General features: G+C 64.9%; 12 protein-coding genes. 3 read left to right on the top strand and 9 right to left on the bottom strand.

Annotated elements, in window-relative coordinates; translation table 11 throughout:
* Positions 1–14 precede the first annotated feature (14 nt).
* Positions 15–644, bottom strand: coding sequence for a LysE family translocator (locus CVS48_RS05365; RefSeq protein ID WP_050448879.1), 630 nt, complete (start codon positions 642–644; stop codon positions 15–17).
* Between the two features lie 57 nt (positions 645–701).
* Entirely contained in the window at positions 702–2,228 is a 1,527-nt protein-coding gene (locus tag CVS48_RS05360; protein WP_100853573.1) for a DEAD/DEAH box helicase, read from the bottom strand.
* A 305-nt stretch (positions 2,229–2,533) separates the two neighbouring features.
* On the opposite strand from CVS48_RS05360, the gene CVS48_RS05355 reads away from it, so the two are divergent.
* Positions 2,534–4,006 (top strand): YdgA family protein, encoded by a 1,473-nt coding sequence (locus tag CVS48_RS05355; protein ID WP_100853572.1) that lies wholly within the window; start codon positions 2,534–2,536, stop codon positions 4,004–4,006.
* A 228-nt stretch (positions 4,007–4,234) separates the two neighbouring features.
* Positions 4,235–5,695 (top strand): YdgA family protein, encoded by a 1,461-nt coding sequence (locus tag CVS48_RS05350; RefSeq protein ID WP_100853571.1) that lies wholly within the window; start codon positions 4,235–4,237, stop codon positions 5,693–5,695.
* Between the two features lie 59 nt (positions 5,696–5,754).
* Here CVS48_RS05350 and CVS48_RS05345 read toward each other — a convergent pair whose 3' ends face one another.
* From CVS48_RS05345 to CVS48_RS05315, 7 genes are all read right to left on the bottom strand, one after another.
* Positions 5,755–7,485 (bottom strand): dipeptide ABC transporter ATP-binding protein, encoded by a 1,731-nt coding sequence (locus tag CVS48_RS05345; protein WP_100853570.1) that lies wholly within the window; start codon positions 7,483–7,485, stop codon positions 5,755–5,757.
* A gap of 7 nt (positions 7,486–7,492) precedes the next feature.
* The gene (locus tag CVS48_RS05340) at positions 7,493–8,419 is read right to left on the bottom strand and encodes an ABC transporter permease (RefSeq protein WP_100853569.1); all 927 of its coding nucleotides are present in this window, start codon (positions 8,417–8,419) and stop codon (positions 7,493–7,495) included.
* A 10-nt stretch (positions 8,420–8,429) separates the two neighbouring features.
* Positions 8,430–9,401, bottom strand: a complete 972-nt coding sequence (locus CVS48_RS05335) for an ABC transporter permease (protein ID WP_100853568.1) — start codon at positions 9,399–9,401, stop codon at positions 8,430–8,432.
* Between the two features lie 136 nt (positions 9,402–9,537).
* Positions 9,538–11,145, bottom strand: a complete 1,608-nt coding sequence (locus tag CVS48_RS05330; RefSeq protein ID WP_100853567.1) for an ABC transporter substrate-binding protein — start codon at positions 11,143–11,145, stop codon at positions 9,538–9,540.
* 356 nt (positions 11,146–11,501) lie between these two features.
* Positions 11,502–12,890: a GTPase/DUF3482 domain-containing protein gene (locus tag CVS48_RS05325; RefSeq protein ID WP_100853566.1), complete on the bottom strand. Its 1,389-nt coding sequence runs from the start codon at positions 12,888–12,890 to the stop codon at positions 11,502–11,504.
* Entirely contained in the window at positions 12,883–14,202 is a 1,320-nt protein-coding gene (locus CVS48_RS05320; protein WP_242001409.1) for a DUF2868 domain-containing protein, read from the bottom strand. The genes CVS48_RS05325 and CVS48_RS05320 overlap by 8 nt, the downstream gene beginning before the upstream one ends.
* 283 nt (positions 14,203–14,485) lie before the next feature.
* Positions 14,486–15,376, bottom strand: a complete 891-nt coding sequence (locus CVS48_RS05315; protein ID WP_100853564.1) for a helix-turn-helix domain-containing protein — start codon at positions 15,374–15,376, stop codon at positions 14,486–14,488.
* Positions 15,377–15,536: 160 nt separating this feature from the next.
* Here CVS48_RS05315 and CVS48_RS05310 point away from each other — a divergent pair, with 160 nt between their 5' ends.
* Positions 15,537–16,430, top strand: a complete 894-nt coding sequence (locus CVS48_RS05310; protein ID WP_100857519.1) for a DMT family transporter — start codon at positions 15,537–15,539, stop codon at positions 16,428–16,430.
* Positions 16,431–16,478: the final 48 nt, after the last annotated feature.

The following is a 16,478-nucleotide window of genomic DNA, read 5'->3' as shown; positions in this document are numbered from 1 at the left end:
CAAGGCCCGAAAATTCAGGAATGGCGGCGGAACGACGCCAGGAATACACCAGCCAGAATGAACAGCGACCCGAAGGTGCGGTTCATCCAGCGGATGTGTTTGGCATCGCGCAGCAGGCGCAGCACGCGCGCCGCCAACAACGTGTAGACACCCATGGCGACCAGGTCGGTGAAGGCCAGCGTACCGGCCAGCGCCATGTATTGCGGCGTCAGCGCCAACGTGGGGTCCACGAACTGCGGCACCACGGCCAAGAGGAACACCGTGCCCTTCGGGTTCATGGTGTTGATCAGGAAACCGCGCATGACGAGCTCACGGATCGATGCCTGCTTGGGGTCGCCCGCATCCACCGCGACGGGCGCGGCGTCGGTGCGAATCTGACGCACGCCCAGGTAGATCAAATACGCCACGCCCAGATACTTGACCACATTGAAGGCCATTTCAGACGTGGCCAGCACTGCGCCCAAGCCTACGGCCACGACGACGAACTGGAACAGGATGCCGAGGATGAGGCCGGCCGTGTTCCAGTAGCCGCGTGCAAAGCCGTATTTCAATCCAGAGGACATCGCGGAAATCGCGCCCGCCCCGGGTGAGAACGAAATGGCCCAGGAGGCCAGGAAGAACGTCAACCAGGTGGATAAGGGCATGATGGCGCGGGTCCTTGGATCGCAGGAAAGAGGTGCCGGGATATTACTCGCTTGGCTTTACTTGCCCAGCAAGGCCGCGCGCGGACGACCCGAACCGCTATTGCCCGCCGGACGCGGGGCGCCTTCGGGACGGCGCGGAGCCTGCTGCGGACGGCTTTCGCCGCGGCCGGCGTGAGCCGGACGGTCAGCGGGCTTGCCGTCGCGTTGGCCACCATTGCCACGACCCTCGCCGCCGGCGCGAGCCGGTGCGGGGGCGCGGCCGCCGGTGGCGGCGCGGGCCTGGCCCTGGGCCGGACGCGAACGGCCGGCACCGGCATTGCCGCCACGGCCGGCGTTACCGCCATTGCCGCCACGACCGCCGTTGCGGTTGCCGCCGCGCGGGCTGCGCGCGTCTTCATCGCGTTCCTGGCGTTCGAAGGCGGCGGCGCTGGTGGGCGACGGGGTCCAGCCTTCGACCGGCTTGCGCTCGATCGTCTTCTTGATCAGGCGCTCGATGTCTTTCAGCAGCTTGATTTCGCTGTTGTCGACCAGCGAGACGGCAGCGCCCGTGGCGCCGGCGCGGCCGGTACGGCCGATACGGTGCACATAGTCTTCCGGCACGTTCGGCAGTTCGAAGTTCACCACCTGGGGAAGCTGGTCGATGTCCAGGCCACGGGCGGCGATGTCGGTCGCCACCAGCACCGTCACGGTGCTGTCCTTGAAGCCGGCCAGCGCGCGGGTGCGGGCCGATTGGCTCTTGTTGCCGTGGATGGCGGCGGCGGTCAGGCCGTCCTTGACCAGCTTTTCAGCCAGGCGGTTGGCGCCGTGCTTGGTGCGCGTGAACACCAGCACCTGGTGCCAGCCGCTTTCACGGATGATGTGGCTGATCAGGTCGCGCTTATGATGCTGTTCCACCATGTGCACCGTCTGGGTGACCAGTTCGGTGGCGGTGTTGCGCGGGGTGACCGAGACTTCGCCCGGGTTGTTCAGCACGCCACGCGCCAGCGTGCGGATTTCATCCGAGAACGTGGCCGAGAACAGCAGGTTCTGGCGTTGCTTGGGCAGCAGGGCGAGGATCTTGCGGATGTCGCGGATGAAGCCCATGTCCAGCATGCGGTCGGCTTCGTCCAGCACCAGGATTTCGACGCCGGACAGGTCCACCGTCTTCTGGCCGCAATGGTCGAGCAGACGGCCCGGCGTTGCCACCAGGATGTCCAGCGGCTTGCGCAGCGCGGAGATCTGGGGGTTGATATTGACGCCGCCAAACATCACCATGGACGTCAGCGAGGTGTATTTGCCGTAGGTTTGTACCGATTCGGCCACCTGCGCGGTCAGTTCGCGCGTCGGGGTCAGAATCAGGCAACGGGGGCGGCCGGGCTTGCGCGCTTCCGGCTTTTGCTGCATCAGCAAATGCAGGATGGGCAGCGTGAAACCGGCGGTCTTGCCGGTGCCGGTTTGCGCGGCGGCGAGCAAATCGCCACCTTTCAAAACTTGGGGAATCGCCTGGGCTTGAATAGGCGTGGGTGCGGTGTAGCCGGTATCGGCAATGGCGCGCAACAGGGAATCAGCCAGCCCGAGGTCGGCGAAAGGGGAAGAGGTAGTCAAAACAACTCCAGCGGCAGCCCGTCGCTCAAGTTGAGAGACTCCAATCCAGGCGGACGAATAAGGAGAAAAGGGAAGCGCCCTGATGGGCGAAGCTTGGCAGCGAAGGGCCATAGCGGACGTGTGCAGATTGGCAAAGCACACTCGGCGATTGTAGCTGATGTGGCGGTGCAGCAGCGGATTGCTTTACCGGTGCTGTATTGCGAAGTAACAAATTGCAGCGTATCAGAACGAAATACGTGTTTTCCCTAGGGCGCACTCCCTATAATCGCTGCGCATCTATCCATTCAAAGAAATAAAGGGTCGCTATGAAGAAATCGGCATTAGTGGGCGTCGTGGTTGTTCTGGGCGCGGTGTGGACCGGCACGGCCTGGTACACGGGCCAAAAGGCCGAGGCGTTTGTCAACCAGTCCATCGGCGACGCCAACGTTGAACTGAAGAAGTTCAGCGACCAGTGGGGCATTGCTTCCAGCGTGGAATTGATGTCTTTCGAGCGCGGCGTGTTTTCGTCCACCGCGCGCTATCGCGTCAAGTTCACCCTGCCGGCCGCCGAGGGCAAGCCCGCCGAAGAGCGCGACATGGTGTTCGTCGAGCATTTGTCGCATGGCCCCCTGCCGATGTCGAACCTGAAGTCGGGTTCTTTCGCGCCGGCCATGGTGGCCAGCGACTTCGTGCTGGAAGAGACCCCCACCGTCAAGGAATGGTTTGCCGCCACCAAGGGCGCGGCGCCGTTGTCCGGCCACTACAGCGTCAGCTACGGCAAGGACATCACCGGCAAGTTCAACATGGCCCCCGCCGAAGTCGCCAAGGACACCACCAGCCTCTCGTTTTCGGGCATGACGGGTAACTTCGACTACACGATCGACACCAAGCACGGCATCTTCGACCTGAAGACCGACAAGCTGGTGCTGGCCGGCCAGAGCGAAAACAGCGACGTGGTCAACATGACCCTGCAAGGCATTGCGCTGACCAGCGACATGACGCCGGCGTCCAACGACATGTACGTGGGCAACCAGAAGCTGACGCTGAAGGACTGGACGATCACGTCCAAGGAAAAACCGCCCGTCCAGTTCAAGGACACGTCGATTGCCGTCGACATGACCGAAAGCGGTTCGGCCATGGGCGCGAAGATGGCTCTGGACTTTGGCATGATCAACGTGCAGGCCAAGGACGTGGCCGGCATGAAGCTGGGCATTGACGTGCAGAAGCTGGACTCCAAGGCGTTCAAGGCGCTGAACGACGTCTACGAAGCCGCCTCGCGCCGCATGATGCAAAGCAACGGCGAAGAGCAACTGCCTGAGTTCACGCCGGAAGAGCAGCAGGTCATCAAGGCCAATGTTGAACAGATCCTGGCGGGCAACCCCACGCTGGCCGTGTCGCCGCTGGAAGTGCGTACCGCCAACGGCACGTCCACGTTCAACCTGAATCTGGACTTCGCCAAGCCCGCGTCCATGGACGGTGAAATCGCCGATACCCTGACGCAAGCCGTGCGCAAGCTGGACGCCAAGCTGGTGCTGTCCAAGGGCAACCTGGGCGACCTGATGGCTGTTGAACCGCAGATGCGTGGCGTGCCGGCCGAACAAGCCGCGCAAACCGCCAAGGGCCAAGCCGAAATGGTCGCCACCATGGCCACCGCGATGGGCATGGCCAAGGTCGAGGACAACAACATCGTCACCTACCTGAACTACGCCGACGGCCAGGTCGACTTCAACGGCAAGAAGATGCCTGTTGAACAGTTCCTGATGATGGTCATGAGCGGCGCGATGGGTGGCGCGCGATAAGCGTGTTGTGACCCCACGGCGTCGATAGACATCGGCGCCGTCGCATGAAGACTGCTGCGCCGTAAAGGCGTGGCAGTTTTTTTTTGTGAATGCCCAGGCAAGCAAAACAAGAAAAATCTCGGAATCGGTATGAGCCGGACATGTGGCGTCACGTTCGCACATGTCCGGCGGGCATGCTGATACCGGTTGCTGTCCATACTGTGACCTCAGGTCATCGGGTATGGAACCATGAAGAAAATAGGGATTGCAGGCGTGCTGGGATTGGCGCTTGGCGCGACGGTCGCCGGGGCGGCCTGGTACACAGGCAAACGGGCGGAAAGCGATCTGGACCAGACGCTGGGACAGATCAACGGCGCGTTGCAGGCATTGGGCGCATGGGGCGGCCAAGCCGCGCCCGTCATCGAACTGATGGCATCCGAGCGGGGCGTTTTCTCGGCCACGCGGCGGTACCGGTTGACGTTGGCGCCCGCCGCGGCGGGGACGGGCCAGGCGCAAGAGCTCAAGTTTGTCGAAACGCTGGACCATGGCCCGTTTCCGCTTCAACGCCTGAAGGCGGGAAGGTATGCGCCAGCGATGGTGGCGGGCCGCATTCGCTTGGAAGATTCCGCCTTCGTCAAAGATTGGTTTGCCGCCGCCAATGGCAAAGTGCCGGTGTCGGGCGAATACGAGATTGATTACCGCAAGCAGTATTCGGCCCGCTTCGACGCAACGGTGATGGCGCTGCAACAAGGCACGGCCATCATCCAGGCCTGGAACCTGACGGGCAACGTTGCCTACTCCGCCGCTCGGCAACGCGGGGTTGCGCAGTGGCGCGCGGACAAGCTGCTGGTGTCGGGGCATCGGCATCCGTCTTCAAGCTTTGAGCTGATCGCGCCGAGTTGGCGCCAGGAACTGACCCGCATGCCAGCCGGCGCGTTTGCCACGCAACAAAAGCTGTCGTTCACAACGGCTACCTTCACCGAGCATGGCCAACCCCTATGGGTGGCGAAGGACACGGCTCTTGCCGTGGACGCCGCGCGAACCGGCCGTCTTTGGGCCATCGACGCAAATGTTGATATCGGCGCGTTGAAGGGGCGGGAAACGGGGAATGAAACCGTCGGCCTGCAATGGGCCGCAGCCGTCAAGAACTGGGATCAGCACGCCTTCAAGTCCCTGATCGATAGCTCTCTGACCTTGGCCGACCGTGCCGGTGAAACGGAGTACGGGGCGGGCGCGCAGCAATTGATGGCGTCGATGGCGCTGTATCTTCAGCAGTTTCTTGCCCGCAAGCCCAACCTGTCCTCATCGCTGACAGTGCGCTCGGCGTCGAACACGTCCGCCCTGAAGCTGGATCTTGGCCTGGCCCCGGCCGACCCTACGCAGCCGCAGCTTCAGATTCCCCTGCTTGGCATGCTGAAGACGCTGGATTTCAGCATGGCGCTATCCAAGCCCATGCTGCGCGACGTGATCGCTCTGCGGCAGCGTCCGCCTGGCGTAGAGGTTCCGCTGCGCATCCGCAAGACGATGGCCGCAAAGCAGGTCGACACTATTGCGGATGCGCTGCGTGAAATGGGACTGGCCAGCATTGACGGCGACGCCATACTGGCCCGTGTGAACCTGGCTGACGGCATGGTGGAAGCCAACGGCGCCGTTATGCCATTGGACACCTTCCTGGGCCGACTTGGCGGCATGCGCGATCTTGGGCCTTGAGGACTTGAGGCTTGGCCTTCCACCATAGCCGCGCCTGTTCATGATGCGCATCGTTGGTGTCAGCCTTCCGCCACATCCAAGCCTTCACGAGACATGGATTGCAGGCGCGGCATCAAGCCAAGCAGGTGCTGGCTGTACGGATGTTGCGGACGCTCAAACAGGCTCTCGGTTTCGGCTACCTCAAGCAGTTCGCCGTAGCGCATCACGCCGACGCGGTCGCACATCTGGCGTATCACCGGCAGGTCGTGGCTGATGAACAGCATGGTCAGCCCAAGCTCTTCTTGCAGGTCTTTCAGCAGGTTCAGGATCTGCGCCTGAATCGATACGTCCAGCGCCGACGTGGGTTCGTCGCAGATCAAGAAGCGCGGGCGGGTGGCCAGCGCGCGGGCGATGCAGATGCGTTGGCGTTGGCCGCCGGAAAATTCATGTGGAAAGCGTTCGGCCGCGCGGTCGCCCAGGCCCACCACATCAAGCAGGTTGGCGACGATACGGCGCGCCTCGGCCTCGGATGCCGCCAGCTTATGAAAGCGGATCGGTTCGGCGATGATGTCCAGCACGCGCATGCGCGGGTTCAGCGACGAGAACGGATCCTGGAAAATCATCTGGATCTGCCGCCGGAACGGGTTCAGTTGCTTTTCGCCCTTCAGCGCGGTCAGGTCCGTGCCGCCGAACGTGACCGAGCCTTCCGACGGGGTGTACAGGCCGGATATCAGCCGCGCCACCGTGGACTTGCCTGAGCCGGATTCACCCACCAGCCCAAACACTTCGCCTTCGCCAATGGAAAAGTTGACGCGCTTGACCGCGTCCAGCGTGCGCTGGTTGCGTTTGAACAGCGCGCTCTTCAACACGAAGCGCATGGACAGATCACGCACCTGCACCAGCGGGCCATCCGTCTGCGCGCCGAAGTCGCGCCGCTGGCCCAGCCAGTGCGTGGCCAGGTCCAGCGGCTGTGACGGCGTCTTGACGTCTTCGATGTAGGTGACCAGCGGAAAGCGCTTGAGCTTGATGTCCGGACGCGGCACGGCCGAGATCAGGCTGCGCGTGTAGGGGTGGTCAGGGTCGCCCAGAATCTTGGCGGTGGGGCCTTGTTCAACAAGCTTGCCGCGATACAGCACCGCCACGCGGTCGGTCACGTCCGCAATCACGCCCATGTCGTGCGTGATGATGATCATGCCCACCTGCTCTTCGCGGCACAGCTTCTTCAGCAGTTCCAGGATCTGCGCCTGAATGGAGACGTCCAGCGCGGTGGTGGGTTCGTCGGCAATGATGACTTCGGGCTCGCAGCACAGCGCCAACGCAATCACCACGCGCTGCCGCATGCCGCCCGAGAACTGGTGGGGGTATTGCTTCACGCGCAGTTCCGGCTGGTCGATGCCCACTTGCACCAGCAATTGCACCGCGCGCGTCTTGGCCTCGGCGTGTGTCAGGTTCAGGTGGACCTGCATGGTTTCCACCAACTGGCTTTCCACCGTTTGCAGCGGGTCCAGCGAGGTCAGCGGATCCTGGAAGATCATGCCGATGCGGCGTCCGCGCACCTTGCGCTTTTGCGCGGGCGTCAGCGTGTCGATGCGTTCACCGTTCAGCAGAACCGAACCGCCCGCCAGGCGCCCGGGCGCTTCCAGCAAGCCGATCACCGCGTTGCCGATGGTGGACTTGCCGGCGCCCGACTCGCCCACCACGCCCAGGATCTCGCCCTTTTCCAGGGCCAGCGATACGCCGTCCACCGCCACCAGCGTGCCGCGGCGGCTGGGGAATTCGATGCGGATGTCTTCTATGTTCAACAGGGCCATGACGTCCTCAGCGCAGCTTGGGGTTGAGCGCGTCGCGCAGCCAGTCGCCCAGCAGGTTGACCGATAGCACCAGCGCCACCAGGGCCACGCCGGGGAAAATCGAAATCCACCACATGCCCGAGAACAGGTAGCTGTTGCCGATGCGGATCAGCGTGCCCAGCGACGGCGCGGTCGGCGGCACGCCCACGCCCAGGAACGACAGCGTGGCCTCGGTGATGATGGCGATCGCCAGGTGGATGGTGGCGATGACCAGCACCGGCCCCATGACGTTGGGCAGGATGTGGCGGCGCAGGATGGTGATGGGCCCGATGCCGATCAGCCTGGCCGCCTGCACGTATTCCTTGTTGCGCTCGACCAGCGTAGAGCCGCGCACCGTGCGCGCGTACTGCACCCAGCCGGAAATGCCGATGGCGAAGATCAGCACATACAGCGCCAGCTGATCGTGCATGTCGCGTGGCAACAGGCCGCGCGCCACGCCGTCGATCAGCAGCGCCACCAGGATGGCGGGAAACGACAGTTGCACGTCCGCGATACGCATGATGAAGCTGTCGATGCGGCCGCCGGCGTAGCCGCTGATGAGGCCCAGCGTGACGCCCAGCACCATCGAGAACAACACCGACGCGAAGCCCACCAGCAAGGACACGCGCGAGCCATACAGCACGGCGGAAAGTATGTCGCGGCCCTGGTCGTCTGTGCCCAGCAGGAAGTCGGGGCTGCCGCCCTCTTCCCAGGCGGGCGGCGTGTTGGCGTCCATGATGCTCAAGGAAGCCAGGTCGAAGGGATTGTGCGGCGCGATGATGGGCGCGAACAGGGCGCCCAGCAGAATGGCCAGCGTCACGACGGCGGCGATGATGGCGCCGGGCGACCGCTTGAAGCTGTGCCAGATGTCGCTGTCGGCCGCGCGGGCAAACATGGGAGCGATGCGAGCAATCATGTTGATTCCTTTACTTGCTCTGCACGCGCAGACGCGGGTCCACGGCGAAGTACAGCAGGTCGACGACCAGGTTGATGACCACGAACATGAAGGCGATCAGCACCAGGTAGGCCGCCATGACGGGGATGTCGACCATGCTGATCGCCTGGATGAACAAGAGGCCCATGCCGGGCCACTGGAACACGGTTTCGGTGATGATGGCGAACGCGATGATGGAACCCAGTTGCAGGCCCGTGATGGTGATGACGGGCACCATCGTGTTCTTCAGCGCGTGGCGAAAATTGATCAGCCTTTCCGGCAGGCCGCGGGCGCGCGCGAACTTGATGAAGTCGGCGCGCAGCACTTCCAGCATCTCGGCGCGCACCAGCCGCATGATCAAGGTCATCTGGAACAGCGCCAGCGTGATGGCGGGCATGATGAGCGCCAGCCATCCGGATTTGGTCAGGAACCCCGTGGTCCACCATCCCAGGCTGACGACATCGCCGCGCCCGAAGCTGGGCAGCCATCGAAGCTGCACGCCAAACACCAGGATAAGCAGGATGCCGATCAGGAAGGTGGGCAGCGAAATGCCGGCCAGGGACAGCGCCATGAAGGCCTTGGACACCACGCCGTGACGCCGCAGCGCCGTGTAGATGCCCATGGGAATGCCCAGCGCCAGGGCCATCACGGCGGATACGAACGACAGTTCCAGGGTGGCGGGCATGCGTTCTTCAAGCAGCTCGCTGACGGGCCGGCGCTGCCGGTACGAGATACCGAAGTCGCCCTGCACCGCGTTGCCGACGAAGCGCGCGAATTGCACCACGAAGGGGTCGTCCAGGCCGAGCCGCACGCGCAATTCCGCGCGTTGTTCAGGCGTGGTGTCCTGGCCGACCATGCTGGCGATGGGGTCGCCTACGTAGCGGAACATGGAGAACGCGATCAGCGCCACCGTCAACATCACCAGCACCGACTGGATAAGTCGTTGCGCAATAAAAGAAAGCATTATCAGTTGCCCTCGTTTGCAGATAACGCCGGGCCGCGCTTGCCATGAAAAGCCGAAAAGCGGGGCTGGGCCGGGCGCGCCCGGATGGCTTGCGCCATCCGGGGCTCAGGTCGTCAAAGGATTACGACAAGAGGGGTTACGGCAACACCACGTCGCGCAGATCAAGCACGTCGTCGGCGCGCTGGATGACCTTGATGTTGTCCTTCACGCCCCAGGACATCGGCTGCTGGTGCAGCGGCAGGTAGCCGAAGTCGGTGCGCACGATCTCGAAGGCTTCCTTGATCATGGCGTTGCGCTTGGTTTGATCGGTTTCAACGCCGATCTTGTTGGTCAGGTCGTCGACCTTCTTGTTGCAATAGCCGCCCAGGTTGAACTGGCCGGCGGCGGTCTTCGCGTCGCGGCAGGCGGCAAGGTTCAGCAGCACGTTGTGCGCGTCGGTGGAGCTGGGCGTCCAACCCAGCATGTACATGCTGGTCTGGTTGCCCGCTTGCAGCAGGATCTTGCCGAAGTACTTGGACTTGGTCTGCGCCAGCAGGTTGATCTTGATGCCCACGCGCGCCAGCATGCCGGCGACCGCCTGGCAGATCTTTTCGTCGTTGACGTAGCGGTCGTTCGGGCAGTCCATGGTGACCGTGAAGCCCTTTGGATAGCCCGCTTCGGCCAGGAGCTTCTTGGCACGTTCGGTGTCGGGCTTGAACGGCGCGCCGTAGGAATCCGAGTAGCCGTTGATGGCGGTGGCCACCAGCGAGCCCAGCGGCTTGGCCGCGCCGCGCATGATCTTCTCGTTGATGGCCTTGGTGTCCACGGCCAGCACGACGGCTTCGCGCACCTTTGCATCCTTGAACGGGTTCTTGCCCTTTACATCCGAGAACAGCAGTTCGTCGCGGCTTTGGTCCATGCCGATGAAGATCGTGCGGGCTTCAGGCGCGGTCAGCGGCTTGACGCCCTTGGCGTCTTCCAGGCGCTTCCAGTCTTGTACCGGCACCGGTTGCACCAGGTCCATTTCGCCGGAGATCAAGGCGGCCACGCGCGTGGCTTCCTGAGTGATGGGCTGGAAGATGACTTCGTCGACGTTGGTCTTGATGTTCTTGTTCCAGTAGCCGTCGTAGCGCTTGAGCACCGTCTTCACGTCCGGCTGGCGCGACACCAGCATGAAGGGGCCGGTGCCGTTGGCGTTCAGGTTGGCGTAATTGCCCTGGTTGTCGCCCTTGACGTTGGTGGCTTCGGTGGTCTTGTTCTTCTCGGCCCACGTCTTGCTCATGATGTACAGAAACACCCATTCGCGCGGCAGGATGGGGTTGGGCGTGGGCGTCGTGACTTCAATGGTGAAGTCGTCGATCTTCTTGATGTCGGAAGCCTTGGCGCCGTAGCCCTTCATGTCGGAGCCGGGGGTCAGGCTGCGCTTCCAGGAGAAGATGACGTCATCGGCGGTGAAGGGCGAGCCATCGTGGAACTTGACCCCTTTGCGCAGCTTGAACACCCACTTGTTGGGCTCCGGGTTTTCCCAGCTTTCGGCCAGCAGGGGCGTCAATTTCAGGTCGCCGTCATAGCCGGCCAGTGTCTCGTAAATATTGCCCTGGAAGCCCAACGTGAACGTTTCGTTCAAGGCCATCGGGTCCATGGACGTGGCGTCGCCCTGATACGCCCAGTGGAAGGTCTTGGCGGCCGCGCCGGCGCTGAACGCCAGCGATGCGGCAATGGTGGCCGCCAGCGCAGCTTGCTTCAGGTGGGGAAAAGTACGCATAGCCCTCATGCTCCGTGTAGTGCGCGGATCGCGCGACAGAAGTGACAGAGCCCCGGCCCCGACGGGGTCCAGGGCATGGCGTTGCTGCTTACTGCGAAAGACGGCGCGAGGTCGAGCGGCGCGTGGCGCGAACTGCGCACAGGCCGTGGAGGGCGATGCCGGGTATCACTGCGGGTATCACTGCGGAAGACTTCGACTTCACGATAGACCCAACCCCTTTTGATTGTCATGACCGGGACGGGCCCGCGCCAATGCAGATCGAATCTTATAGACGCATTCGTTTAAGCGTCAATCGGTTTGGATTGGGGATAGTCCGTGCTTGCCGTCTGCCTTGAATGGTGCAGGTTGGTGGCCATTCAGGTGGCGTCGGCGGGGCCGGCGGCAAGGGAGCGCGCCAGCTCTTGAACGATGCGTTTGCGGCGGTCGCTGTCTTCATGGTGCTTGCCCAACGCTGACCATTCCGGGCGGCTGCGTGCTTCTTTCAGCGCGTCGGGCAAAGGCCCTTTTTTCCAGGCCTCGTCATCGGGCGGGGCAAGCTTCAAGGGTTCACGCGCGGCGTGGCCGCGGCGTTCCAGCGCGTCGATCAGTTGGCGTTGGCGCAAGGCCAGCAAGCGCAGCACGGCGTCGTCGACACTGATCTCTCGCCAGCCGCGCAGCTTGCCCGCGACACGCTTGCCCAGTTTCTCCACGCCCTGCCACAAGCCGCCCGCTGCCGCGCCGATCAGCATGCCCGTGCCCAGGCTCAGGCCCGCGCTGAGCAGGTCCACTGCCGCGCCGGCCATGGCGCCGGCGGCGGCGCCCATGCCCACTTGCACGCCCATGTCCTTGAGTGCCTGCGGATGGAAGAGGTCCATGCCCCAGCGTTCGCCTTGCAGCGGCAGCGCGTCGTCGCTGAAGTCGGACGCGCGAAAGTTGTAGAGCGCCAGCAAGGCGTTCACGCAGGCCTGTTCGCGTTGGCGCACGTGGTCGCGCAACTGGTTTGACGCAGCGGTCAGCGCGTTGTCATCGTTGGGGCTGGTGAGATGCAGCGCCGCCACGTCGATAAGCAGATCGGCCAGCAGTTCGTAGGCCGCGGCGTGGCGTTCGCGGCGTTGGGCGGACAGGCTGTCGGCCAGGCGCGCCAGTGCGCCGGCGTGGCGGTCCAGCAGCACGCCCAGCTTGGCGTAGAGCTGTTGCTCGCCGTCCAGCGGCGGCGCCACGGTGTCGAATTCCACCACGGCATGCAGGCCCAGCCGCGCCATGGCGCCGCGCCATTCATCGGCGCGGTGCGCGGGCGCGTTCACGAAATTCAAGACGGGCAGCAAGGGACGGCCGCAGGCGGCAAGAATGGCGAGTTCGTCGCGATGCTTGCCCAGCACGGGATCGCGCGCGTCGATCACGTAAAGCGCCGCGTCGCACTCCAGCATTTTTGCCAGGACGCGGGCTTCTTGTTCGAAGCGGCCATGCGCTTCGGGCGTGTCCAGAAAGCGGCGGATGCGCGCGGGGCCGTCCAGCCGTTCGTCCGTGGCGCCTAGCCGTTCCAGGTATTCCAGCAGCGCGATGCTGTCCTCCATGCCCGGCGTGTCAAACCATTCCAGCACCGCGCGCCCGCCCAGGCGCAGGCGTGCGCCTTCCACGTGGCGCGTGGTGCCGGGGCTGTCGGCAACCTCGCCAAAGCGGGTGTCGCGCGTCAAGGTGCGCAACAGCGAGGTCTTGCCGGTATTGGTGTGGCCGACCAGGGCGATCTTGATGATGTCCTCAGCCATGGCCGGCCTCCAGCCACGTGAGCGGCAGCGTGGGCGTTTGCAGAATGGCGTCGGCCGGCAAACCCAGCGCCAGCAAGCGCTCGCGCCACAGCGTGGCGCGCGTGGCCGCGCCGTCTTCGGAGGAAGCAATCAGCCAGACGCCGGTGTGGCCTGCATGGGCGGAGAGTTCGGCGATCAGCGACAAGGTGCCGCGGTCGGGTGTTTGGCGGGCGTCGCAGGCGATCAGCAGGCGCGATGCCGCGGCTTGGGCCAAGGCGTCCAGCACGCGGTTGCGTTCTTCGCGCGTGTCCAGGTTGCCGGCCATTTGCACGCTGGCGGGCAGGCCGGCGGGGGGCCAGGCCAGGTCGGCGGGCAGTTCCAGCCCCAGCAGCACGGGTTGCCCCGCCAGGGCGGACAGGGACGCGGACTGCATGCGGGGCTGATGCAGCGCGTCGACCGGGCGGTCGATACCGGTGGATTGCGCGGGCGGCTCCAGGCGGTCGCGCAGCGGCGAGAAGCCGGCAAGCGTGGGGTCGATGCGCAAGCGGCGCAACGCCCGCAGCGTGGCGCCGACGCATAAGGCCCCGGCCAGCAGGCGCGGCAAGATGCCGTAGACCACCAGCACGCCGATCAGCCACCACGACCATCGCACCTGCGCGTTGGCCGCCACCGTCTGCGCGCCGTCGCTGGCCCGGATGACGGCGGCATCCGGCATCGGAAAGCCCAGATGCGCGGGCAGCCAGCCGATGGCCTGGGTCAGCCAGACGAAGGTGTCGGGCGCCAGCAGCGTGGTGGCCCAGACGAAGCGGTAACTGGCGGTGGACAGCGCCACCAGCAAGGCCGCCAGCGCGGCGCACAGCGCGGTCAGCCACAGCAGATGGCTGACCGCGCCAAACAGCCAGCGCAAGGCGCCCGCGCGCGCCAGCAGGTTCAGAAAGGCTTGCGGCACCAGTGCGCCGTCGGGCCCGCGCGCGAGCTTACGGGTGGCCCAGAGCCAGAGCCGCCCCAGTCCGGTCGCGGCGGAGGGCTTAAGCAGAAAGCTGGCCAGCCACAGCAGGAAGGTCAGCGCGTGCAGACCCAGCAAGGCGCCCAGCGCCCACAGCACGTTCACGGGTCGGGAACCGTCGCCCAATGCGCCCAGCGCCACGGCAATGCCGGACATCAGGGCCAGCACGAACAGCGCCGCCAGCATGGCCTGGGCGCTGCGCCTCCAGCCGTCCACCAGCGGGGCAAGGCTTTCGCGTTGCGCCAGCAAGTCGGCGCGGGCCAGGATGCGCGACGGCAGATCGGTGTCAAGCTGGCGCACGCGCCGGACCGCGTCCGCATCGTCCATCGGACCCCAATGCGTTTCACGCAGGCGGATGAGTTCGGCCAGCCAATGCGCGCGCAAGGGGCGCGGGGCGGCGGGGCCAGGCGGGGGATCAAAAGCGCGAGAGGTCGAGGACGGCATCGCGTCGGTAGGCAGCGCGGTCGGACCGCGGCGTGAGGCCGCAAAGGGCGATGCGCCATTGTAGACCGGGCGGATTCGTCAACGGGGGCGGAAAGCGGGCCAGACAGCCCGGCCGGAGAGCTGGGCACACGTCGGACCCGACGGCGAAACCGGAGAGCGGTCGCGATCAGTGCTGGCGGTGTGCGTTGCGGTATTGGCCGGGGGTGAGGCCGATGGCCTCGCGGAACACGCGCGACAGGTGGCTGGCGTTGCCGAAGCCGCTGGCCTGCGCGATGCCGGCCAGGTCGCCCTTGCCGGCCGCCAGCAGCCCGCGCGCATGCGCCAGGCGCCGCGCGCGTACCCAGGCGTGCGGCGGCTCGCCGAACGAGGTGTGGAACATGCGGGCGAAATGGTAGGTGGACAGGGCCGCCACGCCCGCCAGTTGGTCCAGCGTCAAGGGGTCGTGCAGGTGCGCGTCCACATAGTCCATGACGCGTCGGCGAACGGCGGGCGCCAGGCCCCCGCGCGCGGGTTGCGGCGTCTTGCGCGCCACGCCCTGTTGCAGCAAATGGTGCAGCACGGTTTCGGCGGCGCTGCTGGCGGCCAGGCGGTCGGCGGGTTGCGCCCAATCGGTGCCCAGCAGTTGCCGGCACACGTCGATCAGCGACGGGTCCTGGATGTAGGTGCGGTCGCGCAGTTCCAGCGCGCGGGGCTCGCAGTCCAGGCGCATGACGGCTTCGCGGGCCAGCCGCTCGGGGGCGATGTACAGGTGCAGAAAGTGCACGGTGTCGTTCATGCACCAGCGCGAATAGTGTTCGGCCGGCAGCACGCAGAATTTTCCGGCGCCGCCATGCAGCGTGTCGCGGCCGACACGAAACGACTTGTCGCCGCCATGCAGGTAGAGCGACAGCGTGTGATGGCCGGGCGTGTCGTAGCCCAGTGTTTCGTGCGCGCTGCGCCGCCATTGCGAGATGGCCATGCCTTCGCCCAAGGGCGACGCGCGTTCCAGCGTGGCGGTGGAACGCGACAAAGTGCGAAAGACGGAGAAGTCGGCCGGGGCCGAAGCAGCGGTGCCCATAGTGGCGAAATGCTAAGCGATCTTGGGCGCGCCGCGCCGCCTGGCCGCGCAAAAACAGCAAGATCCGGCAATCGCCTTGAAAGGGGGCGGCGCACACTGGCGGTCAGGCGGGCGGCCTAACCGTGGCGGCCTCATGTCCCCTTTTTTTGCGCATCGCATCGTGAACCTGTTTCTGTATTTCCTGACTGTCGTCATCTGGGGCACCACCTGGATCGCCATCAAGCTGCAACTGGGCGTGGTGGCCATTCCCGTGTCGATCTTTTATCGCTTCGCGCTGGCGGGCCTGGTCTTGTTTGCCGTGCTGCGCTTGACTCGCAAGCTGCAGACGCTGGACCGGCGCGGGCATTGGCTTTGTGTTGGCCAGGGGCTATGTCTTTTCTGCTTGAATTTCCTGTGCTTCTACACGGCCACGCAATGGATCCCCAGCGGCCTGGTATCGGTGGTGTTTTCGGCCGCCACGCTGTGGAACGCGCTGAACGCCCGCCTGTGGTTCGGCACCCGGATTGCGCCCCGCGTGATGGTGGCGGGGGCGGTCGGTTTTTCGGGCCTGGTGCTGCTGTTCTGGCCCGAGCTTGCCAGCCAGCAGGCCAGCCATGAAACCTTGCTGGGACTGGGCTTTGCCCTGTTGGGCACGTTCTGCTTTTCCACCGGCAACATGCTGTCGTCCTTGCAGCAGCGCGCGGGCGTGCGGCCCCTGACCGGCAATGCCTACAGCATGCTCTACGGCGCGGCGATCTTGCTGACGGGCTGCCTGGTGGCCGGCCTGCCGTTTCAGTTCGACACGTCGACGCCGTATGTCGGCGCCCTGCTTTATCTGGCCATTCCGGGGTCGGTGATTGCGTTCACGGCGTACTTGACGCTGGTCGGGCGCATGGGGCCTGCGCGCGCCGCCTACTGCACGGTGCTGTTCCCGGTGGTGGCGCTGGGCGTGTCGACGGTGGCCGAGGGCTACCAGTGGACGCCGCCCGCGCTGGTGGGCCTGGTGCTGGTGATGGGCGGCAACCTGCTGGTCTTTTCCAAGTGGTCGCCGTTTGTGCGGCGGGTGGCGGGGTAGATGGATCTCGGACTCAAGGCGAGGCCCGAGTTGCGAGTTCCGAGTTCC

It is taken from the genome of Achromobacter spanius, assembly GCF_002812705.1.
In the GTDB taxonomy this organism is placed as follows: Bacteria; Pseudomonadota; Gammaproteobacteria; order Burkholderiales; family Burkholderiaceae_B; genus Achromobacter; species Achromobacter spanius.
Note: the sequence above shows the minus strand (reverse complement) of the source record. Positions and strands in the feature narration are given on the sequence as shown.